Source organism: Citrobacter sp. C1 (assembly GCF_014596895.2).
Classification (GTDB): Bacteria; Pseudomonadota; Gammaproteobacteria; order Enterobacterales; family Enterobacteriaceae; genus Citrobacter; species Citrobacter gillenii.
Genome location: NZ_CP115035.1, coordinates 541,303 through 561,511, shown reverse-complemented (window position 1 = coordinate 561,511; position 20,209 = coordinate 541,303). Strand labels below are relative to the sequence as shown.

22 protein-coding genes are annotated in these 20,209 nt (G+C 52.7%); 14 read left to right on the top strand and 8 right to left on the bottom strand.

Going from position 1 to position 20,209, the window contains the following annotated elements; all coding sequences use genetic code 11:
* Window positions 1–12: 12 nt before the first annotated feature.
* On the bottom strand, window positions 13–1,347 hold the full coding sequence (gene garP / locus IB214_RS02795; protein WP_096755558.1) for a galactarate/glucarate/glycerate transporter GarP: 1,335 nt from the start codon (window positions 1,345–1,347) through the stop codon (window positions 13–15).
* A 396-nt stretch (window positions 1,348–1,743) separates the two neighbouring features.
* On the opposite strand from garP, the gene garD reads away from it, so the two are divergent.
* Window positions 1,744–3,315 carry a galactarate dehydratase gene (gene garD / locus IB214_RS02790; protein ID WP_096755557.1) on the top strand — a complete coding sequence of 524 codons (1,572 nt, stop codon included), beginning with the start codon at window positions 1,744–1,746 and terminating at the stop codon, window positions 3,313–3,315.
* Between the two features lie 151 nt (window positions 3,316–3,466).
* On the opposite strand, the gene IB214_RS02785 is transcribed toward garD, so the two are convergent.
* Window positions 3,467–4,270 carry a DeoR family transcriptional regulator gene (locus IB214_RS02785; RefSeq protein ID WP_115257418.1) on the bottom strand — a complete coding sequence of 268 codons (804 nt, stop codon included), beginning with the start codon at window positions 4,268–4,270 and terminating at the stop codon, window positions 3,467–3,469.
* Window positions 4,271–4,538: 268 nt separating this feature from the next.
* Between IB214_RS02785 and kbaZ the strand changes: the two genes are divergently transcribed.
* The 8 genes from kbaZ (at window position 4,539) to kbaY (ending at window position 11,892) form a co-directional block, all read left to right on the top strand.
* Entirely contained in the window at window positions 4,539–5,816 is a 1,278-nt protein-coding gene (gene kbaZ, locus IB214_RS02780) for a tagatose-bisphosphate aldolase subunit KbaZ (RefSeq protein WP_244207861.1), read from the top strand.
* 19 nt (window positions 5,817–5,835) lie between these two features.
* Window positions 5,836–6,309, top strand: coding sequence for a PTS N-acetylgalactosamine transporter subunit IIB (gene agaV / locus IB214_RS02775; RefSeq protein ID WP_117342721.1), 474 nt, complete (start codon window positions 5,836–5,838; stop codon window positions 6,307–6,309).
* 10 nt (window positions 6,310–6,319) lie between these two features.
* Window positions 6,320–7,099, top strand: a complete 780-nt coding sequence (gene agaW, locus IB214_RS02770) for a PTS N-acetylgalactosamine transporter subunit IIC (RefSeq protein WP_115257415.1) — start codon at window positions 6,320–6,322, stop codon at window positions 7,097–7,099.
* Window positions 7,089–7,967 carry a PTS N-acetylgalactosamine transporter subunit IID gene (gene agaE, locus IB214_RS02765; RefSeq protein WP_115257414.1) on the top strand — a complete coding sequence of 293 codons (879 nt, stop codon included), beginning with the start codon at window positions 7,089–7,091 and terminating at the stop codon, window positions 7,965–7,967. Before agaW ends, agaE begins: the two co-directional genes overlap by 11 nt.
* Window positions 7,968–7,983: 16 nt before the next feature.
* A complete protein-coding gene (gene agaF, locus IB214_RS02760; RefSeq protein ID WP_117342722.1) occupies window positions 7,984–8,418 on the top strand; it encodes a PTS galactosamine/N-acetylgalactosamine transporter subunit IIA in 435 nt (144 codons plus the stop codon).
* Window positions 8,415–9,548, top strand: a complete 1,134-nt coding sequence (nagA, locus tag IB214_RS02755) for an N-acetylglucosamine-6-phosphate deacetylase (RefSeq protein ID WP_115257412.1) — start codon at window positions 8,415–8,417, stop codon at window positions 9,546–9,548. Before agaF ends, nagA begins: the two co-directional genes overlap by 4 nt.
* A 301-nt stretch (window positions 9,549–9,849) precedes the next feature.
* Complete coding sequence (locus tag IB214_RS02750; RefSeq protein ID WP_117342723.1) at window positions 9,850–11,004, top strand: AgaS family sugar isomerase; 1,155 nt, start codon at window positions 9,850–9,852, stop codon at window positions 11,002–11,004.
* A 12-nt stretch (window positions 11,005–11,016) separates the two neighbouring features.
* Window positions 11,017–11,892 (top strand): tagatose-bisphosphate aldolase subunit KbaY, encoded by an 876-nt coding sequence (gene kbaY / locus IB214_RS02745; protein WP_117342724.1) that lies wholly within the window; start codon window positions 11,017–11,019, stop codon window positions 11,890–11,892.
* A gap of 73 nt (window positions 11,893–11,965) precedes the next feature.
* Here the strand turns inward: kbaY and IB214_RS02740 are convergent, their stop codons facing one another.
* Together IB214_RS02740 and rsmI are read right to left on the bottom strand one after the other, a co-directional pair.
* Window positions 11,966–12,973: a Fic family protein gene (locus IB214_RS02740; RefSeq protein WP_117342725.1), complete on the bottom strand. Its 1,008-nt coding sequence runs from the start codon at window positions 12,971–12,973 to the stop codon at window positions 11,966–11,968.
* Window positions 12,974–12,975: 2 nt separating this feature from the next.
* Window positions 12,976–13,839 carry a 16S rRNA (cytidine(1402)-2'-O)-methyltransferase gene (rsmI, locus tag IB214_RS02735; RefSeq protein ID WP_115257408.1) on the bottom strand — a complete coding sequence of 288 codons (864 nt, stop codon included), beginning with the start codon at window positions 13,837–13,839 and terminating at the stop codon, window positions 12,976–12,978.
* Between the two features lie 62 nt (window positions 13,840–13,901).
* Here rsmI and IB214_RS02730 point away from each other — a divergent pair, with 62 nt between their 5' ends.
* From IB214_RS02730 to dolP, 4 genes are read left to right on the top strand one after another with little or no spacing between them, the layout of a single operon-like run.
* Window positions 13,902–15,956 carry a penicillin-binding protein activator gene (locus IB214_RS02730; protein ID WP_117342726.1) on the top strand — a complete coding sequence of 685 codons (2,055 nt, stop codon included), beginning with the start codon at window positions 13,902–13,904 and terminating at the stop codon, window positions 15,954–15,956.
* Entirely contained in the window at window positions 15,914–16,309 is a 396-nt protein-coding gene (locus IB214_RS02725) for a YraN family protein (RefSeq protein WP_096755549.1), read from the top strand. Before IB214_RS02730 ends, IB214_RS02725 begins: the two co-directional genes overlap by 43 nt.
* Window positions 16,310–16,329: 20 nt before the next feature.
* Window positions 16,330–16,920 (top strand): DnaA initiator-associating protein DiaA, encoded by a 591-nt coding sequence (gene diaA, locus IB214_RS02720; protein ID WP_048213380.1) that lies wholly within the window; start codon window positions 16,330–16,332, stop codon window positions 16,918–16,920.
* A gap of 9 nt (window positions 16,921–16,929) precedes the next feature.
* Window positions 16,930–17,505 (top strand): division/outer membrane stress-associated lipid-binding lipoprotein, encoded by a 576-nt coding sequence (gene dolP / locus IB214_RS02715; RefSeq protein ID WP_115257406.1) that lies wholly within the window; start codon window positions 16,930–16,932, stop codon window positions 17,503–17,505.
* Between the two features lie 99 nt (window positions 17,506–17,604).
* On the opposite strand, the gene IB214_RS02710 is transcribed toward dolP, so the two are convergent.
* Together IB214_RS02710 and IB214_RS02705 are read right to left on the bottom strand one after the other, a co-directional pair.
* The gene (locus tag IB214_RS02710; protein WP_117342727.1) at window positions 17,605–18,240 is read right to left on the bottom strand and encodes an NAD(P)H-binding protein; all 636 of its coding nucleotides are present in this window, start codon (window positions 18,238–18,240) and stop codon (window positions 17,605–17,607) included.
* A 32-nt stretch (window positions 18,241–18,272) separates the two neighbouring features.
* Window positions 18,273–18,701, bottom strand: coding sequence for a YhbP family protein (locus IB214_RS02705; RefSeq protein WP_115257404.1), 429 nt, complete (start codon window positions 18,699–18,701; stop codon window positions 18,273–18,275).
* 52 nt (window positions 18,702–18,753) lie between these two features.
* On the opposite strand from IB214_RS02705, the gene IB214_RS02700 reads away from it, so the two are divergent.
* Entirely contained in the window at window positions 18,754–19,053 is a 300-nt protein-coding gene (locus IB214_RS02700) for a GIY-YIG nuclease family protein (protein ID WP_115257403.1), read from the top strand.
* Here the strand turns inward: IB214_RS02700 and IB214_RS02695 are convergent.
* Both IB214_RS02695 and IB214_RS02690 read right to left on the bottom strand, forming a co-directional pair.
* A complete protein-coding gene (locus tag IB214_RS02695; RefSeq protein WP_115257402.1) occupies window positions 19,040–19,543 on the bottom strand; it encodes an N-acetyltransferase in 504 nt (167 codons plus the stop codon). The two genes, IB214_RS02700 and IB214_RS02695, sit on opposite strands and share 14 nt — an antisense overlap.
* Window positions 19,537–20,061, bottom strand: a complete 525-nt coding sequence (locus tag IB214_RS02690; RefSeq protein WP_115257401.1) for an SCP2 domain-containing protein — start codon at window positions 20,059–20,061, stop codon at window positions 19,537–19,539. Before IB214_RS02690 ends, IB214_RS02695 begins: the two co-directional genes overlap by 7 nt.
* Window positions 20,062–20,209 lie beyond the last annotated feature (148 nt).

Sequence of the window (20,209 nt, the reverse complement as noted above, 5' to 3'; positions counted from 1 at the left end):
CTATACCTTTGTTTATTTCTGCAATTCCATACGTTTAATGTCACCGACAATAAACAGGTAGCAAACCATCGCCATCAGCGCCGAGCACCCTACAAACACCAGCGCAGCATTAAATGAGTGCAGCTCGCTCACCAGGTAACCAATCACCAGCGGGGTTACGATAGAAGCCACGTTACCAAATACGTTAAACACGCCACCGCACAGACCCACAATCTCTTTCGGGGCGGTATCGGAAATCACCGGCCAACCCAGCGCGCCAAAACCTTTACCGAAGAACGCCAGCGCCATCAGCGCCACTACGAAGGTGGTATTATCCGTGTAATTGCACAGGATAATGGTTGAGGCGAGCAGCATTCCGAGCACGATCGGCAGCTTACGCGCCAGGGTGATGCTGGCGCCGCGTTTAATCAGATAATCTGAGAACACGCCGCCCAGTACACCACCGGCAAATCCACACAGTGCCGGAATAGACGCGACCAGGCCGACTTTCAGGATCGACATACCTTTTTCCTGCACCAGGTAGATAGGGAACCAGGTCAGGAAGAACCAGGTGATGGTGTTGATAAAATACTGTCCAAAGAACACCCCCAGCATCATGCGGTTTGTCAGCAGTTGCTTGATGTAATGCAGTTTCGGACCGCTCGCCGCAGCACCACCCGGCTTCTTGTGGTCCATATCCACTACCGCGCCGTTATCCGAGATAAACTTCAGCTCTTCCTGCGACATCCGTGGGTGATCGGTAGGGTTATGGATCAGTTTTACCCACAGTCCGGTCAGCACAAAGCCAATCACGCCCATCACGGTAAAGACGTGTTCCCAGCCCCAGGCGAAGGTCAGCCAGCCCAGCAACGGTGAAAACAGCGCCAGTGAGAAATACTGCGCGGAGTTAAAAATCGCAGAGGCCGTGCCACGCTCTTTGGTCGGGAACCAGGCCGCAACAATACGGGCGTTAGCCGGGAAGGAAGGCGCTTCCGAGAAGCCCAGCATAAACCGCATGATAAACATGGAGATCCCCGCCCAGGCCAGCGGGAACATATCGACAAAACCCTGCAGGAAGGTAAACAGCGACCAGAAGAAAAGACTGTAGGTATAGACTTTCTTCGAACCAAACTTGTCGAGCAGCCAGCCGCCGGGAATTTGCATCAGCAAATAGGCCCAGCCGAAGGCGGAGAAAATGTAACCCATTGATATGGCGCTGAGCTGCAACTCTTTGGCCACTTCAGTACCGGCAATAGACAACGTCGCGCGGTCTGCATAGTTTACGGCAGTGACAATAAATATTATCAGCAGTATTAAATATCGGGTGTGCGTACCTTTCTTTTTCTCTACAACCGTATCCAGTATCATTCTATTTACCTCAGGTACAAAAAGATTTTTATTATTATTTTGAAGGATGTTTACGCTGATAAATTACCGTAAGATAAAATACGCTTATATTTATCAGTCGCTATTAAACCGTGATTCAGTATAATCAGCGCAGCGTTGTTAATCATTGTGCAAACGCTCATTAAAAGCATAATATTAAAATATTATTTTATGCATATGCACATAACCATGGGCGCTGATGCACACATTTACGTATTGATACCCTTGGTGGCGCGGCGTTTCTAAGTTTAAGTGATCTCGCTCACATTCTTAAATTAAAACTCCTGACATTCTTATTCCACGACACTGAGTCTTTATTACTTATAATTAGATTCGATATATATCTATTATCACCACCTGGCTGGAGAATACTGGACAATGGCCGACATCGAAATTAGACAAGAATCGCCCACGGCGTTTTATATTAAAGTTCACGACACTGATAATGTGGCGATTATTGTCAATGACAATGGTCTGAAAGCCGGGACACGTTTCCCGGACGGACTGGCGCTGATTGAACATATTCCCCAGGGTCATAAAGTGGCGCTAACGGATATTGCTGTTCACGGCGAAATCGTGCGCTATGGTGAAGTGATCGGTTACGCCGTTCGCGACATCGCACGCGGTAGTTGGATTGATGAGTCAATGGTTGAGCTGCCCAAAGCCCCGCCGCTGGAGACGCTGCCGCTGGCAACCAAAGTGCCGGAGCCGCTTCCTCCTCTTGAAGGCTACACCTTCGAAGGCTACCGTAATGCCGACGGAAGCGTGGGCACCAAGAACCTGCTCGGCATCTCCACCAGCGTACACTGCGTAGCGGGCGTGGTGGATTATGTGGTGAAAATCATTGAGCGCGATCTGCTGCCCAAATACCCGAACGTTGACGGCGTGGTGGGGCTGAACCATCTGTATGGTTGCGGTGTAGCCATCAATGCACCGGCCGCTATCGTGCCGATTCGTACCATCCATAACATTGCCCTGAACCCCAACTTCGGTGGCGAAGTGATGGTTATCGGACTCGGCTGCGAAAAACTCCAGCCGGAACGCCTGTTAGAAGGCACGCACGATGTGAAAAGCATCCCGGTAGACAGCGCCAGCATTGTCAGCCTACAGGATGAAAAACACGTAGGCTTCAAATCGATGGTTGAAGACATTTTGCAGGTTGCCGAGCGCCATCTGGTAAAACTCAACCAGCGTCAGCGAGAAACCTGCCCGGCCTCTGAACTGGTGGTCGGCATGCAGTGCGGCGGCAGCGATGCGTTTTCTGGCGTCACCGCTAACCCGGCAGTGGGCTACGCGTCCGATCTGTTGGTGCGCTGCGGTGCCACCGTGATGTTTTCGGAAGTGACTGAAGTGCGTGACGCCATCCACCTGTTAACGCCGCGCGCCATCAATGAAGAAGTGGGCAAGCGCCTGCTCGAAGAGATGGCCTGGTACGATAACTACCTGGATTTGGGACAAACCGACCGCAGCGCTAACCCCTCTCCGGGCAACAAGAAAGGCGGTCTGGCTAACGTGGTCGAAAAAGCGCTGGGCTCCATTGCCAAATCGGGTAAGAGCGCCATTGTGGAAGTGTTATCGCCGGGCCAGCGTCCGACCAAACGCGGCCTGATTTACGCGGCAACGCCTGCCAGCGACTTTGTATGCGGCACGCAGCAGGTCGCGTCCGGGATCACCGTGCAGGTGTTCACCACCGGTCGCGGTACACCGTACGGTCTGATGGCGGTCCCGGTGATTAAAATGGCAACACGCACCGAACTGGCCAACCGTTGGTTTGATCTGATGGATATCAATGCCGGAACCATCGCTACCGGTGAGGAAACCATTGAAGATGTCGGTCTGAAGCTGTTCGAGTTCATTCTCGACGTGGCGAGCGGACGTAAGAAAACCTTCTCGGATCAGTGGGGACTGCACAACCAGCTGGCGGTGTTTAACCCGGCACCGGTGACCTGATTTTCTCTGGCTGAGCATTTTTCCGGCCTATAAGCGCCCTGTCCCGTAGGCCGGATAAGGCGCTTTAGCGCTGCTATCCGGCATTTCAACGATTAGCAGCCCTGTGTCTGTAACTGAATAGGCATCACTACTGCTGAATTTGTCCCTGCCATCACTGAACAATGATCACTTCGACGCCGCTACGGTGTAATTCTTGTAGACATTCCGCTGGAATACCTTCATCCACAATGATGGTATGAATACGTTGTGTATCAATGATTTTATGCAGGCTGGAGCGATTGAATTTGCTGGAATCAGTCACCACGATAATCCGCTCAGCCACTTCGCACATCCGACGGTTAAGCCGGGCTTCGTCTTCATTGTGCGTACTCACACCGCGTTCTAAATCAATAGCATCAACACCAAGAAACAGCATGTCGAAGTGGTAATTCTGCAGAGACTGCTCGGCCTGATCACCATAGAAAGACAGCGACTGACGACGCAGATGTCCACCGGTCATCAGCAGCTCGACACCTTCAGCTTCCAACAAGGCACTGGCGACATTCATCCCATTGGTCATCGCAATCACATCGGTATGCTGGCGCATCAGACGGGCAATTTCATAGGTCGTAGTGCCGGAATCCAGGATCACGCGATGCCCTGGTTTGATCATTTCAGCGGCAGCCTTGGCGATACTGCGTTTAACCGCCGTATTCAGCGAGCTCTTATCTTCAACAGAAGGCTCCACGCCCGGCGTATTGCTGTCACAGATCAGCGCCCCACCATAGGCACGAACGGCAATACCCTGCTTTTCCAGAAACGCCAGATCGTTGCGGATCGTCACCGTAGAGACGCCAAATAAAACAGAAAGATCGTTCACCTGCACGCTTCCTTGCTGTCGCAACCGCTGGATAATCTGCTCGCGCCGCTCGCTGGTACCTGTTACCCGCTTACTTGCAGAATCGGTATTGCTCATAAGAGATCCTTTAGTTAATTCTTTCGTTTCATTTCGTTTTGCCTATTAACGCCTTTCTTTTACCGGATTGCAAGCACTACAACCGGCTCAGATAGCGATAGAATCGCCGCTGAAACCTTTCATTATGTTTCTTTTGTGAAACAGATCGGAAAACAAGAATCTTTCGTTTTATTTTTATGGCAACTTGGATCAGTATCAAATGAAACAAAACGAAAGATTGATGTCGCAGCAATCTGACCTGGAGAGGAAAGTGAAACATCTAACTAAAATGGTGGAGCAGCATAAACGGGGGAAAGCAAACGGGATTTATGCCGTTTGTTCCGCGCATCCATTGGTACTGGAATCAGCAATACGCTACGCCCATGCAAACCATACACCGTTGCTGATAGAAGCAACGTCCAATCAGGTTGACCAGTTTGGCGGCTATACCGGTATGACGCCAGCCGATTTTCGCAGTTTTGTCTGTCGCCTGGCAGAATCTTTTGACTTTCCTCAGGAAATGCTAATTCTGGGTGGGGACCATCTCGGACCAAACCGTTGGCAAAACCTACCCGCAGAGCAGGCAATGGCCAATGCTGACGACCTCATTAAAAGCTACGTGGCTGCAGGATTTAAAAAAATCCACCTGGATTGCAGCATGTCCTGCCAGGGCGATCCTGTTCCATTAACGGATGCCATCGTCGCTGAACGCGCGGCACGCCTGGCGAAGGTTGCCGAAGAAACCTGTAAGGCACATTTTGGCGAGTCCGATCTGGTTTACGTGATCGGCACGGAGGTTCCGGTTCCCGGCGGTGCCCACGAAACGTTAACGGAGCTGGAAGTTACTACACATGACGCGGCACGTGCCACGCTGGAAGCTCATCATCATGCGTTTGAAAAACAGGGTCTGGACGCCATCTGGCCACGCATTATCGCGCTGGTGGTGCAACCCGGCGTTGAATTTGACCACACACATATTATTGATTATCAGCCGCAAAAAGCCGTTGCTTTAAGCAAGATGGTAGAAGCCTACGACACATTGGTCTTTGAAGCGCATTCCACCGATTATCAAACACCACAGTCACTGCGCCAGTTGGTCAAAGATCACTTTGCGATCCTGAAAGTTGGCCCAGCCCTGACCTTCGCCCTGCGTGAAGCGTTGTTCTCACTGGCCGCTATTGAAGAAGAATTACTGCCAGCAAAGGCCTGCTCAGGTCTACGCCATGTTCTGGAAAGCGTGATGCTCGATCGCCCGGAATATTGGCAGAGCCATTACCACGGAGATGGCAACGCACGTCGACTGGCACGAGGTTACAGTTACTCCGATCGGGTTCGTTACTATTGGCCAGACAGCCAGATTGATGACGCCTTCGACCGACTGGTACGCAACCTGGCAGACGAGCCAATTCCGCTGCCGCTCATCAGCCAATATTTACCGTTGCAGTACGTAAAAGTGCGCGAGGGAGATCTCAACGCCACACCACGAGAACTCATCATTAACCATATTCAGGACATACTGCAGCAATACCACCGTGCCTGCCAGGGCGCATCATCCCATAACGCATAAAAAGAAAGAGAAAAACACTATGCCAAACATTGTATTAAGTCGCATTGACGAACGTTTAATTCACGGTCAGGTCGGTGTGCAGTGGGTCGGATTTGCGGGGGCAAATCTGGTTCTGGTTGCCAATGATGAGGTCGCTGAAGATCAGGTTCAGCAAAACCTGATGGAAATGGTGCTCGCGGAAGGGATTGCCGTGCGCTTCTGGTCACTGCAAAAAGTGATCGACAATATCCACCGTGCTGCCGATCGTCAGAAAATTCTGCTGGTCTGCAGAACCCCCGCAGACTTCTTACGGCTGGTTGAAGGCGGCGTTCCGGTTAACCGCATCAACGTTGGCAATATGCACTACGCCAACGGCAAGCAGCAAATCGCTAAAACCGTTTCTGTAGACGCGAACGATATTACGGCATTTAACGGGCTGAAAGCCGCCGACGTGGAATGCTTCGTTCAGGGCGTACCAACCGAACCCGCCCAGGACCTCTTTAAACTTCTCTGAGGAATTCACAATGGAAATTAGTCTGTTGCAGGCTTTTGCGTTGGGTATTCTCGCCTTTATCGCAGGCCTGGATATGTTCAACGGGTTAACGCATATGCACCGCCCGGTGGTTCTTGGACCGCTGGTCGGGCTGATACTGGGCGATCTGCATACCGGTATTTTAACCGGTGGTACGCTGGAACTGGTGTGGATGGGCCTGGCCCCACTGGCGGGTGCTCAGCCACCAAACGTCATCATCGGGACCATTGTCGGAACAACATTTGCTATTACGACCGGCGTAAAACCAGAGGTTGCCGTTGGTGTGGCTGTGCCATTCGCCGTAGCGGTTCAGATGGGGATTACCTTCCTGTTCTCCGTGATGTCGGGTGTTATGGCTCGCTGCGATCGGATGGCAGCGAATGCCGATACAGCCGGAATTGAGCGGGTGAACTATCTGGCATTACTGGCATTGGGGACGTTCTACTTCTTATGCGCCTTCCTGCCGATTTACTTTGGCGCGGAACATGCCAAAACCGCCATTGATGTGCTACCCACACGCCTGATTGACGGCCTCGGCGTCGCCGGCGGCATCATGCCAGCAATCGGTTTTGCCGTACTGCTGAAAATCATGATGAAGAACGTCTACATCCCCTATTTTATTCTGGGTTTTGTTGCCGCTGCCTGGCTCAAGCTCCCGGTACTGGCTATCGCCGCCGCCGCACTGGCAATGGCGCTGATCGATTTTCTGCGTAAATCACCTGAACCTACAGCCCCGGTAGCACAAAAAGAGGAATTCGAAGATGGAATCTAACCAAACGGCTCTGCCGAACGTTTCCGATACCGAAGATACGCTGCTTACCGGCACCAATGAAAACATCTATGAAGATCAGAACATTGGGGCGGAGCTGACAAAAAAAGACATCAACCGCGTAGCCTGGCGTTCCATGCTGCTACAGGCATCTTTTAACTACGAACGTATGCAGGCATCAGGATGGCTGTACGGTCTGTTGCCCGCACTGAAAAAGATTCACACCAATAAACGCGATCTTGCGCGTTCAATGAAAGGCCATATGGGGTTCTTTAATACCCATCCGTTTCTGGTGACGTTTGTTATTGGCATCATCCTCGCGATGGAACGCTCCAAGCAGGACGTGAACAGTATTCAAAGTACCAAGATTGCCGTAGGCGCACCGCTCGGGGGCATCGGGGATGCGATGTTCTGGTTAACGCTGCTGCCCATTTGCGGAGGGATCGGAGCCAGCCTGGCGCTACAGGGGTCTATTCTTGGCGCAGTCGTGTTTATTGTTATGTTCAACGTTGTCCATCTTGGTTTGCGTTTTGGCCTGGCACACTACGCGTATCGGATGGGCGTCGCGGCCATCCCACTGATTAAGGCCAATACCAAGAAGGTTGGGCATGCGGCATCCATCGTTGGGATGACGGTGATTGGCGCCCTGGTTGCAACTTACGTTCGCCTTAACACCACGTTGGAAATTACCGCAGGTGATGCGGTGGTAAAACTGCAGACGGATGTTATTGACAAACTGATGCCGGCTTTCCTGCCACTGGTCTACACATTAACCATGTTCTGGTTGGTTCGTCGTGGCTGGAGTCCTCTGCGTCTTATCGCCATTACTGTGGTGCTCGGCGTAGTCGGAAAATTCTGTCATTTCCTGTAAATACAAGGGGCTGTAGATGTTAGGTATTATTTTGACGGGTCATGGCGGGTTTGCCAGCGGAATGGAAAAGGCGATGAAACAGATTCTGGGGGAACAGTCTCAGTTTATCGCCATCGACTTTCCAGAAACCTCAACCACCGCCTTGCTCACTTTGCAACTTGAACAAGCGGTGAGTGAACTGGACGCTAAGGAAAATATCATTTTTCTGACTGACCTGCTGGGTGGCACTCCGTTTCGTGTCGCGTCTACCCTGGCGATGCAAAAACAAGGAAGTGAAGTGATCACCGGTACCAATCTGCAGCTTCTGCTGGAGATGGTGCTGGAGCGTGAAGGCTTGAGCAGCGAAGAATTTCGTCTACAAGCACTGGAGTGCGGGCATCGCGGCCTGACCAGCCTGGTCGATGAGCTGGGACGGTGTCGCGAGGAACACCCCGTTGAGGAAGGGATATGACACAACTGCTGCGCGCCAGACGTCTGCTGACTGAACAGGGCTGGTTGGACGATCATCAATTACGTATAGAAGAAGGCACTATCACGACGATTGAGCCTATCCCCTCTGGCGTGATGGGGCGTGATGCCGACCTGCTGTGCCCTGCTTACATCGACACCCATGTCCACGGAGGGGGTGGCGTCGATGTTATGGATGAAGCGGCAGACTCACTCGACAAGCTGGCGATGCACAAAGCACGTGAAGGGGTAGCCAGCTGGCTGCCCACTACCGTCACCGCCCCATTGCAGGATATTCACGGGGCACTGCAACGAATTGCCCATCGCTATCATTCAGGTGGCCCCGGTGCGCAAGTGCTGGGCAGCTATCTGGAGGGACCGTATTTCACGCCACAGAATAAAGGCGCGCACCCGCCTGAGTTATTTCGGGAGCTGGAACTTAACGAGCTGGATGAGCTGATTGCAATTTCCCGGCAAACTTTGCGCGTGGTGGCGCTGGCACCAGAGAAACCAGGCTCATTGCAGGCTATTCGGCACCTCAGGCAACAGGATGTCAGGGTGATGCTGGGTCATAGTGCTGCAACCTGGGAACAAACCCGAGCCGCCTTTGACGCCGGTGCAAATGGGTTAGTGCACTGCTACAACGGCATGACAGGGCTGCATCATCGGGAACCCGGTATGGTCGGCGCGGGGTTAACCGATCCGCGCGCATGGCTGGAGCTTATTGCCGACGGACACCACGTCCACCCGGCAGCCATGACGCTGTGCTGCAACTGTGCAAAAGATCGGATAGTGCTAATCACCGATGCAATGCAGGCCGCCGGTATGCCCGATGGGCGCTATACGCTGTGTGGCGAAACGGTAGATATGCGCGGCGGTATCGTACGGACCGCTTCTGGCGGTCTGGCCGGCAGTACGCTGTCCGTTGATGCGGCCGTTCGCAATATGGTCGAATTCACCGGAAGTACGCCAGAAGATGCTATCCATATGGCTTCACTGCATCCTGCTCGCTTGTTAGGTATTGATCACCAGCTAGGATCTTTAAAAACGGGCAAGCGTGCCAGCATTATTGCCCTTGATAGCGCTCTGCATTTACAACAAATCTGGATCCAGGGCCGCACGTTCCCACTCTAGACCTTTCACTGTGTATGCTATTGGCCTTCGCTTAAACACCGCAAGGCCTTTCTTTTCCTTTCGAAGTAACAAACGCCATACGCTACGATTCCAAATTTAAATCTTATATATCAACAAGATAATAAAACCATACTCTTGCACGATCACAATTTTCGTTTTATTTCCTTTTATTCATTTGAACTTTCAATTTCTTTTCTATACATTTAATTCAACTGATTACATGTACAAGTGAAACGAAACGAAAGATAGCGACAAGTTTGCCAGCGTCTGATGTGGAATTCACACGACTAAGGACTGAGTTATGCCAGAAACCTACACCCCTGTTCGCGCGATAACGGGCACCTGGACAGAAGAAGAAATTCGCCAGCAGCCCGCCAGTTGGATCCGCTCACTCAGCAATATCGAAAAAATCCGATCCTCCATCGACAGTTTTCTCGCACCCTTGTTGCGTAAAAGCGATCTGCGGATCGTACTGACGGGAGCGGGAACCTCCGCGTTTATCGGTGACATTATTGCTCCATGGCTCGCCAGCCACACCGGAAAGAACATCAGCGCCATCCCGACAACCGATCTGGTCACCAATCCAATGGATTATTTGGCACCAGCGCATCCGCTGCTGTTGGTCTCTTTTGCCCGGTCGGGTAACAGCCCGGAAAGTGTTGCAGCAGTTGAGTTGGCGAATCAGTTTGTCCCTGAATGCTATCACCTCTCAATCACCTGTAACGAAGCGGGCAGCCTGTACCAAAACGCGGCCGATAGCGATAACGCGTTTGCACTGCTCATGCCTGCAGAAACGCACGATCGCGGTTTCGCGATGACCAGCAGTATCACCACTATGATGGCCAGTTGTCTGGCGGTATTTGTTCCAGAGAAAATCAACAGCCAGACATTCCGCAACGTGGCCGATCGCTGTCAGGCGATCCTGACGTCACTGGGCGATTTTAGCCACGGCGTGTTTGGTAACGAACCGTGGAAACGGATCGTTTACCTCGGCAGCGGTGGATTACAAGGTGCCGCACGTGAATCAGCGTTGAAAGTTTTGGAACTCACGGCGGGTAAACTGGCCGCATTCTATGACTCGCCAACCGGTTTTCGCCATGGTCCTAAATCACTGGTCGATAACGAAACGCTGGTCGTGGTGTTTGTCTCCAGCCATCCCTATACACGTCAGTACGATCTCGATTTGCTGGCAGAGTTACGTCGTGATCAACAGGCACTGCGCGTTGTGGCCATTGCCGCAGAGACCGATGCCATTATTGAAGCCGGTCCACATATTCTATTGCCACCTTCACGCACTTTTATCGATATGGAGCTCGCTTTCTGCTTCCTGATGTATGCCCAGGTGTTCGCACTGACGCAATCCATCAGTATCGGCAATACACCGGATACGCCTTCTGCCAGCGGTACAGTCAACCGCGTCGTTCAGGGCGTTGTTATTCATTCCTGGAACGGCTAAAAGGATCGCATCATGAGCATTATTTCTACGAAATACCTCCTGCAGGATGCCCAGGCAAAGGGCTATGCCGTACCTGCGTTTAACATCCACAATGCCGAAACGATCCAGGCTATCCTCGAAGTCTGTAATGAAATGCGATCGCCGGTGATCCTCGCCGGAACACCAGGCACCTTTAAGCATATTGCGTTAGAAGAGATCTACGCGCTATGCAACGCCTACTCCGCAACCTATGACATGCCTCTGGCACTGCATCTTGACCATCACGAATCGCTGGACGATATCCGTCGTAAGGTGAACGCTGGAGTGCGTAGCGCGATGATTGACGGCAGCCACTTCCCGTTCGAAGAAAACGTGAAGCTGGTGAAATCCGTTGTGGATTTTTGCCACGCCAAAGATTGCAGCGTTGAAGCTGAATTGGGTCGTCTGGGTGGCGTTGAAGATGACATGAGCGTGGATGCAGAAAGCGCTTTCCTGACAGATCCTCAGGAAGCAAAACGTTTTGTCGAACGTACTGGTGTAGACAGTCTCGCCGTCGCTATCGGCACCGCGCACGGTCTCTATACCAAAACCCCGAAAATTGATTTCCAGCGTCTGGCAGAAATTCGTGAAGTGGTCGATATCCCACTGGTATTGCATGGCGCAAGCGATGTACCTGATGAATATGTCCGCCGCACCATTGAGCTGGGGGTGTGTAAGGTCAACGTCGCCACCGAACTGAAAATCGCCTTTGCCGATGCGGTCAAAGCCTGGTTTGCAGAAAATCCACAGGGTAACGATCCCCGTTACTACATGCGTGTCGGTATGGATGCCATGAAAGAAGTGGTACGCAGTAAAATTAATGTCTGCGGATCGGCAAACAGATTAATGCCTGCCCGCGAATTATCATAACATTCATCTCTTTTTAGTGAATGATTCAAAAGCGCGGTCTGATTAACTTCAGATAGCGCTTGCATCAAATAAATCACAGCGTACAAACCCGCCAGAAACCTCCCTTCTTCGCACCAACGCGTTGCAGTTTGCCTTTCTGCTGCAACGCTTTCAGATAGCGTTCAATGGTTCGGGATGAGATTTCACACTCATCGGCAAGGCTTTTGGCAGTTCGTGCAGGCTGACGCGACAAAATATGCAGTATGCGTTTTTCTATATCCAGTAAATCAGGCGACATTTCTTCCGACATGTCTTCCGACATGTCTTCCGACAGGGCTGATGATTTTCCCAACCCGTCTTGCAAAGCAGAGATAATATTTTCCAGAATAAATTCTATAAATGGCGTGCAACTACTTTGCCGATCGCACAGCCCTAACACTTGGTAATAACGCTCCTGCTGGAAGTGGATCAGCGTTTCCACCGGTAGCCACGCCAGTTCTGCTCGCCATTCACTCAGAATCAATGTCTGCCACAGCCGTCCCATCCGACCATTACCATCGGCAAAAGGATGAATAAACTCAAACTCATAATGGAAAATAGCCCCGGCTATCAGGGGATGGAGCTCGGTTGTTTTTAACCAGCCCAGTAGCTCATCTATCAAACGCGAAATTTGTGATGCCGGGGGGGCCATATGGATGAGCTTTTTTTCTCTGTAAACACCGACATTCCCGGAGCGCAACCGCCCGGGGTTATCGACTAGTCCCATCATAAGAATCTCATGGGCCCGGAGAAGATCGGATAACTGATGACTCTTCCATTCTGACATTTTTTCATATGCCAGAATCGCATTCCTGACTTCCTGTATATCTTTTGCCGGAGCCAGTATTCGCTTGCCATCCATCAGGGCAGTGACCTGATCTGCACTCAACGAATTATGCTCAATCGCTAAAGAGGCCTGAATAGTACGGATGCGGTTCTCTTTGCGCAAAAGAGGAGATGCCCTGCCAGCCACAACCGCCCAATATCCCATAAGCTCACCAATCTCAATGACCTGATTGAGTATCAATGGGGTGATGGCAAAGGGAGGTTGGTAGCCACTCACGCTTACTCCCCCTGCTGTTCCAGGGCGTACTTATACAGCGCATTCTTTTTCACGCCGTGGATTTCGGCAGCCAGTGCGGCGGCCTTTTTCAGCGGCAGTTCTGCCTGTAACAGCGCCAGCGTCCGCAAGGCATCGGCCGGGAGATCGTCGTCCTGCGCTTTATGGCCCTCAACAATCAGCACCATTTCGCCTTTACGGCGGTTTTCATCTTCTTTTACCCACGCCAGCAATTCGCCGACCGGGGCGCCGTGAATGGTTTCCCAGGTTTTAGTCAGCTCGCGCGCCAGCACCACATAACGCGACTCTCCCCATACGGCGACCATGTCTTCCAGGCTGTCGAGCAGACGGTGGGTGGACTCATAAAAAATCAGTGTACGAGGTTCCGCTTCAATGGCCTTCATTGCATCGCGACGGCCTTTGGATTTGGCGGGCAAAAAGCCTTCGTAGCAAAAACGGTCTGATGGCAGGCCTGCAGCACTTAATGCGGCGATGGCCGCGCAAGGACCCGGTAGCGGCACAACTCGAATACCCGCCTCACGACAGGTACGCACCAGGTGATAGCCAGGATCGTTAATTAGCGGCGTTCCGGCATCGGAAACCAGCGCGATGTTCTGGCCCTCCTTGAGCTTCGCCACCAGCATTTGGGCTTTTTGTTGCTCATTGTGATCGTGTAACGCAAACATACGGGCGCTAATCGCGAAGTGTTGTAATAATAATCCGGTATGACGGGTGTCTTCAGCGGCAATTAAATCAACGGCTTGTAAAACTTCGAGCGCTCGTTGGGTAATATCAGCCAAATTTCCGATAGGAGTAGGTACAATAAAGAGTTGGCCTTGAGAATTATCCGCCGATTCGTGTTGTTTCATTGTGTCGTCCGTATTGCCGATTTAATATTGAGCATTGCGTAAAAAATATCACTGGATACAGTATGGTACCCTCAACATTTTCTCGTATGAAAGCCGCGCGCGCTCTGCCAGTCATTCTGGCAGCATTGATTTTCGCCGGTTGTGGCACCCAGGCGCCAGACCAGAGTGCAGCCCATATGCAGGGCACAGCACAAGCTGATTCCGGCTTTTATCTGCAACAGATGCAGCAAAGCTCAGATGATAGCAAGACCAACTGGCAATTACTCGCCATTCGTGCACTGCTGAAAGAAGGTAAGAGCCAGCAGGCTGTCGATCTGTTCAACCAATTGCCGCAGAACCTGAACGATGCCCAGCGTCGTGAACAATCCCTGCTGGCCGTTGAGATCAAACTTGCGCAGAAAGATGTCGCGGGCGCGCAGGCCCTGCTGGAGAAGCTAAAACCAGCCGATTTCGATCAGAACCAACAGGCGCGTTACTGGCAGGCACAAATTGATGCCAATCAGGGGCGTCCATCGTTAACGCTGCTGCGTGCGCTAATCGCTCAAGAGCCGCTGTTGGCCGCCAACGATAAGCAGAAAAACATCGATGCGACCTGGCAAACACTCTCGTCAATGACACCAGAGCAGGCGCAGGCGCTGGTCATCAACGCTGATGAAAATGTTCTGCAAGGCTGGCTGGATCTCCAGCGCGTCTGGTTTGATAACCGTAGCGATGCCGACATGATGAAGGCCGGCATTGCCGACTGGCAAAAACGCTATCCGCAAAACCCGGGGGCAAAATTACTGCCCACGCAGTTGGTTAACGTCCAGAGCTATAAGCCAGCGTCCACCAGCAAGATAGCCCTGCTACTGCCGCTGAACGGTCAGGCCGCTGTTTTTGGTCGCACTATTCAGCAAGGTTTTGAAGCAGCGAAAAACAATGGCACGCAACCAGTATCAACCCCTGTCGCCGCAGCCCCTGCAGCCGTCACGGACGCCACCACGCCCGTTGCACAGCCGCAGTCAGTCGACGGCGTGGCTAGCCCTTCCCAGGCCTCGGTGAGCGATCTGACCAACGATGCGCCAGCACAGCCAGCCACACCGGTTAGCGCGCCGCAAACAGCACCAACTCAGCCAACGACGGCCAGCGCCCCGGCGAATCCTTCCGCAGAGCTGAAAATTTATGACACCTCGTCACAGCCGCTGAATCAGATCCTGGCCCAGGTGCAGCAGGATGGTGCCAGCATTGTTGTCGGCCCTCTGTTGAAGAACAATGTTGAAGAACTGATGAAGAGCAGCACGCCGCTGAACGTACTGGCGCTTAATCAGCCTGAAGCCGTGCAGAACCTGGCGAATGTGTGCTACTTCGCGCTGTCACCGGAAGATGAAGCGCGCGATGCCGCACGTCACATCCGCGATCAGGGAAAACAAACCCCGCTGCTGTTAACGCCGCGTAGCGCGTTAGGCGATCGCGTGGCCAACGCCTTTGCACAGGAATGGCAAAAACTTGGCGGCGGCGTGGTGTTGCAACAGAAATTCGGCTCTACAGCAGAACTGAGAATGGGCGTCAACGGTGGTGCAGGGATTGCTCTGACGGGCAGCCCGGTCGTCTCCTCTACACCAGCACAGCCTGGCGTCACGATTGGTGGACTCACCATCCCGGCTCCGCCGACCGATGCGCAAATCACCGGTGGTAGCGGTCGTGTTGACGCCGTGTATATTCTGGCCACGCCGGAAGAGATCGCCTTTATTAAGCCGATGATCGCCATGCGTAACGGCAGCCAGAGCGGTGCCACGCTGTATGCCAGCTCCCGTAGCGCGCAGGGTACTGCCGGTCCTGACTTCCGCCTGGAAATGGAAGGCTTGCAGTACAGTGAAATTCCGATGCTGGCCGGCGGCAACGAACCGCTCATGCAGCAGGCGCTTAGTGCCGTGCGCAACGATTACTCGCTGGCACGCATGTACGCTATGGGCGTCGATGCGTGGTCGCTGGCTAACCACTTCACGCAAATGCGTCAGGTGCAGGGCTTTGAAATTAACGGCAACACTGGCGCATTAACCGCCACGCCGGATTGTGTGATTAACAGGAAGTTATCATGGCTCAAATACCAGCAAGGACAGGTCGTCCCCGCCAGTTAACGAGTAAACAGACCGGTGACGCGTGGGAAGCCACCGCGCGTTGCTGGCTGGAGGGCAAAGGACTGCGTTTTATCGCCGCCAACGTGCGCGAACGCGGCGGCGAAATCGACCTGATAATGCGTGAAGGCAAGACCACCGTCTTTGTTGAAGTCCGTTTTCGTCGTTCCGCTCTTTTTGGCGGGGCGGCGGCGAGTGTGACCCGCAGCAAACAACAGAAATTATTACACACCGCCCGCTTGTGGCTTGCGCGCCACAATGGGAGTTTTGATACTGTGGATTGTCGGTTCGATGTGTTAGCCTTCACCGGAAATGATGTTGAGTGGTTAAAGGATGCCTTTAATGACCACTCATAATTGAAGATTTAAGGATTAGCGTGTTAGACAGAATTAAAGTCTGCTTTACAGAAAGCATTCAAACTCAGATTGCTGCGGCTGAAGCGCTCCCGGATGCGATTTCCCGTGCAGCCATGACGCTGGTTCAATCCCTGCTCAATGGCAACAAAATTCTCTGTTGTGGTAATGGGACATCCGCTGCCAACGCACAGCATTTTGCTGCCAGTATGATCAACCGTTTTGAAACAGAACGGCCCAGTTTACCGGCTATTGCACTAAATACTGATAATGTGGTCTTAACTGCGATTGCCAACGATCGCCTGCACGACGAAGTTTATGCAAAACAAGTCCGTGCGCTGGGACATGCAGGTGATGTTCTGTTGGCAATTTCTACGCGTGGCAACAGTCGCGATATCGTTAAAGCCGTTGAAGCTGCCGTCACCCGCGACATGACGATCGTCGCTCTGACCGGTTATGACGGGGGAGAGCTGGCCGGATTATTAGGGCCGCAGGATGTCGAAATCCGCATCCCCTCACACCACAGCGCACGCATTCAGGAAATGCATATGCTGACGGTGAACTGCCTTTGCGATCTTATCGATAACACGCTTTTCCCTCACCAGGATGATTAAGGAGTACACATGAAGGCATTTTCGCCGCTCGCAGTGGTTCTTTCTGCGCTGCTGTTGCAAGGCTGTGTCGCTGCCGCCGTTGTCGGAACGGCAGCTGTCGGAACGAAAGCCGCAACTGACCCTCGCAGCGTCGGCACCCAGGTAGATGATGGAACCCTGGAATTACGCGTCAGTACCGCGTTATCAAAAGATGCCCAGATCAAGAAAGAAGCGCGCATCAACGTCAGCGCCTATCAGGGTAAAGTGCTACTGGTGGGGCAGTCTCCTAACAGCGAGTTGTCTGCGCGGGCGAAACAGATTGCAATGGGTGTAGAAGGCACGACGGAAGTGTTTAACGAAGTCCGTCAGGGTCAGCCAATCGGCCTGGGTGAAGCCTCCAACGATACCTGGATCACCACCAAAGTGCGCTCCCAGCTGCTCACCAGCGATCAGGTAAAATCATCCAACGTTAAAGTGACCACCGAGAACGGGGAAGTCTTCCTGTTGGGTCTGGTTACCGACCGTGAAGCGAAGGCTGCGGCGGATATCGCCAGCCGGGTCAGCGGCGTGAAACGCGTCACGACCGCGTTTACATTTATTAAGTAATACTGCTACAGATGCCGGATGGCGACGCCTGGGCGTCTTATCCGGCCTACAGGACTTCATCGTTTGTAGGCCGAATAAGCGTCAGCGCCATCCGGCATTTTATTTAGCCCTTTCGCGCAGCTCGGACGAGGTCAGGATCGAAACCCCTTCATGTCCTGGCGCAAGTGCCTCCACCAGCATTGCCCGTGCGACATCACGTGCCTCAATAGATTTCCAGTTCCCCGGTAACAACTTGAATAATGGCGCAAAGAACTTTTCATTCGCTCGCTGTTGTTCCCTGTCACCCAGCAACATCGAAGGCCGTACAATCGTCAGCCGGGGCCATTTCTGCGCAATCAGCGCCTCCTCCATTTCACCTTTAACCCGATTGTAGAAAAATGGCGAGTGCGCATTGGCCCCCATCGAACTCACTACCAGCATATGCTGAGCCCCCAGACGACGCCCCGTCAGGGCGGTATCTACCACCAGCGTATAATCAGCGTGGATAAAGGCCTCTTTACTGCCCGCTTCACGTCGGGTGGTTCCCAGACAGCAAAAAACAATGTCGACCGGATCGGTGACCTGTGCCAGCGCATCGGTCAACTGCGGATCGTGAGGGTTAAAGACGCCAACCGTATCGGCGAGCGGGCGGCGCGTTGGAGCCGTAATCGCATGGACCCGGGGCTCGTTCAGTAGCATCCGCAATAAATGTCCGCCCACCAGACCCGTGGCTCCGGTTATTAACACCTGGCTCATCGCTTATCCTTTCCCTTCAATCATTCCTCTAACTATAGATCACGTAGCCAGAGCAGCTTTTTACCAAAGCCCAGCGTGTTGTCAGTGAACTTGATTTCATCAAGACGAATCTCCCACACGGGTGCAGACAGCATTCTGGCGACGGGGAAGCGACGATTATACGCTTTACGCGCGTCGTCGCTCTCCTGCCCCTCCAGACGCCTGATTTCGCCTTTAAACTGGACGCCACGGATCAGCGCGACCGTTTTAGGTTGACCGTTTACCGTCCCGGCAACGGACGCGCATGGGCCGGACATCTGGGCATGGCGAGTTTTATCTTCGGTGAGCACATAGAAGGCAACCTTCTGCGCATCAAACAGATAAAACGCATTGGCGCACCACAGTTCACCGTCATGATGCACACACCAGGTCACGACGTGCTGTTTTGCCAGCCAGCGCGTCACCGCAGTCAGTGTTTCCATTTCTGTTCTCTTTTATACTGTAGGCCTGAAAATTATCACGTCGATGGTGACAATGACACCCTGGTATCTGTACCTGATCCGTACCGCAGACAACGCCCTGTACACCGGTATAACCACCGATGTGCAGCGCCGCTATAAGCAACATCAAAGCGGAAAAGGCGCGAAAGCCTTGCGTGGGAAGGGAGAGTTAACTCTGGCATTTGCCGCGCAGGTCGGCGATCGTTCGCTGGCCCTGCGTCTGGAATATCGAGTCAAGCAGCTCACAAAGCGTCAGAAAGAACGCCTTGTAGAAGGTGAAGGGCTTGAGGCATTGCTGAGTAGCCTACAAGCCCCGGTGCTTAAAAGCGATTGAAGTGCTCGTGGTATTCCACCAGACCAGACACGCCCTCCAGCGCATCTTCTGCCAGGCGATGCACCTGGAACGCGCTTTCGGTGCCCGGCCAGCGGCAGTGTAGATCGTGGTGGGCTGCCAGCTCAAAGCCAAAGCGACTGTACAGTGCCGGATCGCCCAGCGTGACCACCGCGGCGTACCCAAACTCGTTCAGTGAATCCAGTCCCTCATAGACCAGCTGACGCGCCAGGCCCTGCCCACGGTAGTTTTCATCTACCGCTAACGGAGCCATACCGACCCATTGCAGATCTTCACCTTGCACATCAACAGGACTGAACGCGACGTAGCCGACCACCTGACCTTCGTCGTCGGTGGCAACCAGACCCAGCGTCAGAAAACCGTCTTCACGCAGGTCGTGCACTAACTTCGCTTCCGCATCGCTTTCAAAGGAACGACGCAGCAGCGCATCAATACCTGGGGCATCAATGGGAATTTCAACTCGAATCAGCATGGTTCACCTACCGAGGTCTGTTTGGTTTCTGGCGAATGTTTCATACCCGCCTCAACAAAGTCCGCCAGTTGCAGCAGCATAACGCGCAATGCTTTCGGCATCTGCTCCAGTTCAATGGCGTCCATCAGATTTTTCACATGTAGCCCTAATTCTGTATCGCCTTCAATCACCAGGCGACGCTGGAAGAAAAGCGTATCCGGATCCTGCTTACGCGCCGCAATCATCAATAAATCGCTGGCGTCTGCGCTAAAACTCACATCAGCGTCTGCGTTCTGACTGACGATAAGTTTGTCGTTCTCAACAGAGGTATACCATCTGAGGCCAATATCACGAACATTTATGCTCAACCAGCGACCGTCGAGAAACTCCAGTTCCCCGTCGGCCAGCGCCTGGCGAAATTGCCAGCTCAGAACCTGTTCCAGTACCTGGCGCTTGAGCGTAAAGGGCGTCAGTTTAACCGGTACACTCATCAGAGAAGGACCAAAATGTACTAAGCGTGAACGCAGTTTATCCAACACGAGCTTTACTCCCTGTTTCTATAGTCCGGCTATTTTGCCATATCAAATAAACGACATAGCGGCATAAATCAACAATTCGATACGAAATTGTTACCTCTTTATTGGTGATACCAATACGACTTTAACTGCCTCAAATCAAAAATTGTCT

Bases quoted from the DNA above. Each gene is read 5' to 3' on its own strand.
- kbaZ (WP_244207861.1), top strand. From the start codon at position 4,539: ATGGTGGAGCAGCATAAACGGGGGAAAGCAAACGGGATTTATGCCGTT.
- agaW (WP_115257415.1), top strand. From the start codon at position 6,320: ATGGAAATTAGTCTGTTGCAGGCTTTTGCGTTGGGTATTCTCGCCTTT.
- IB214_RS02750 (WP_117342723.1), top strand. From the start codon at position 9,850: ATGCCAGAAACCTACACCCCTGTTCGCGCGATAACGGGCACCTGGACA.
- IB214_RS02725 (WP_096755549.1), top strand. From the start codon at position 15,914: ATGGCTCAAATACCAGCAAGGACAGGTCGTCCCCGCCAGTTAACGAGT.
- IB214_RS02705 (WP_115257404.1), bottom strand. From the start codon at position 18,701: ATGGAAACACTGACTGCGGTGACGCGCTGGCTGGCAAAACAGCACGTC.
- kbaY (WP_117342724.1), top strand. From the start codon at position 11,017: ATGAGCATTATTTCTACGAAATACCTCCTGCAGGATGCCCAGGCAAAG.
- garD (WP_096755557.1), top strand. From the start codon at position 1,744: ATGGCCGACATCGAAATTAGACAAGAATCGCCCACGGCGTTTTATATT.
- agaV (WP_117342721.1), top strand. From the start codon at position 5,836: ATGCCAAACATTGTATTAAGTCGCATTGACGAACGTTTAATTCACGGT.
- IB214_RS02730 (WP_117342726.1), top strand. From the start codon at position 13,902: ATGGTACCCTCAACATTTTCTCGTATGAAAGCCGCGCGCGCTCTGCCA.
- garP (WP_096755558.1), bottom strand. From the start codon at position 1,347: ATGATACTGGATACGGTTGTAGAGAAAAAGAAAGGTACGCACACCCGA.
- IB214_RS02700 (WP_115257403.1), top strand. From the start codon at position 18,754: ATGACACCCTGGTATCTGTACCTGATCCGTACCGCAGACAACGCCCTG.
- agaF (WP_117342722.1), top strand. From the start codon at position 7,984: ATGTTAGGTATTATTTTGACGGGTCATGGCGGGTTTGCCAGCGGAATG.
- dolP (WP_115257406.1), top strand. From the start codon at position 16,930: ATGAAGGCATTTTCGCCGCTCGCAGTGGTTCTTTCTGCGCTGCTGTTG.
- rsmI (WP_115257408.1), bottom strand. From the start codon at position 13,839: ATGAAACAACACGAATCGGCGGATAATTCTCAAGGCCAACTCTTTATT.
- nagA (WP_115257412.1), top strand. From the start codon at position 8,415: ATGACACAACTGCTGCGCGCCAGACGTCTGCTGACTGAACAGGGCTGG.
- IB214_RS02710 (WP_117342727.1), bottom strand. From the start codon at position 18,240: ATGAGCCAGGTGTTAATAACCGGAGCCACGGGTCTGGTGGGCGGACAT.
- agaE (WP_115257414.1), top strand. From the start codon at position 7,089: ATGGAATCTAACCAAACGGCTCTGCCGAACGTTTCCGATACCGAAGAT.
- IB214_RS02785 (WP_115257418.1), bottom strand. From the start codon at position 4,270: ATGAGCAATACCGATTCTGCAAGTAAGCGGGTAACAGGTACCAGCGAG.
- IB214_RS02695 (WP_115257402.1), bottom strand. From the start codon at position 19,543: ATGCTGATTCGAGTTGAAATTCCCATTGATGCCCCAGGTATTGATGCG.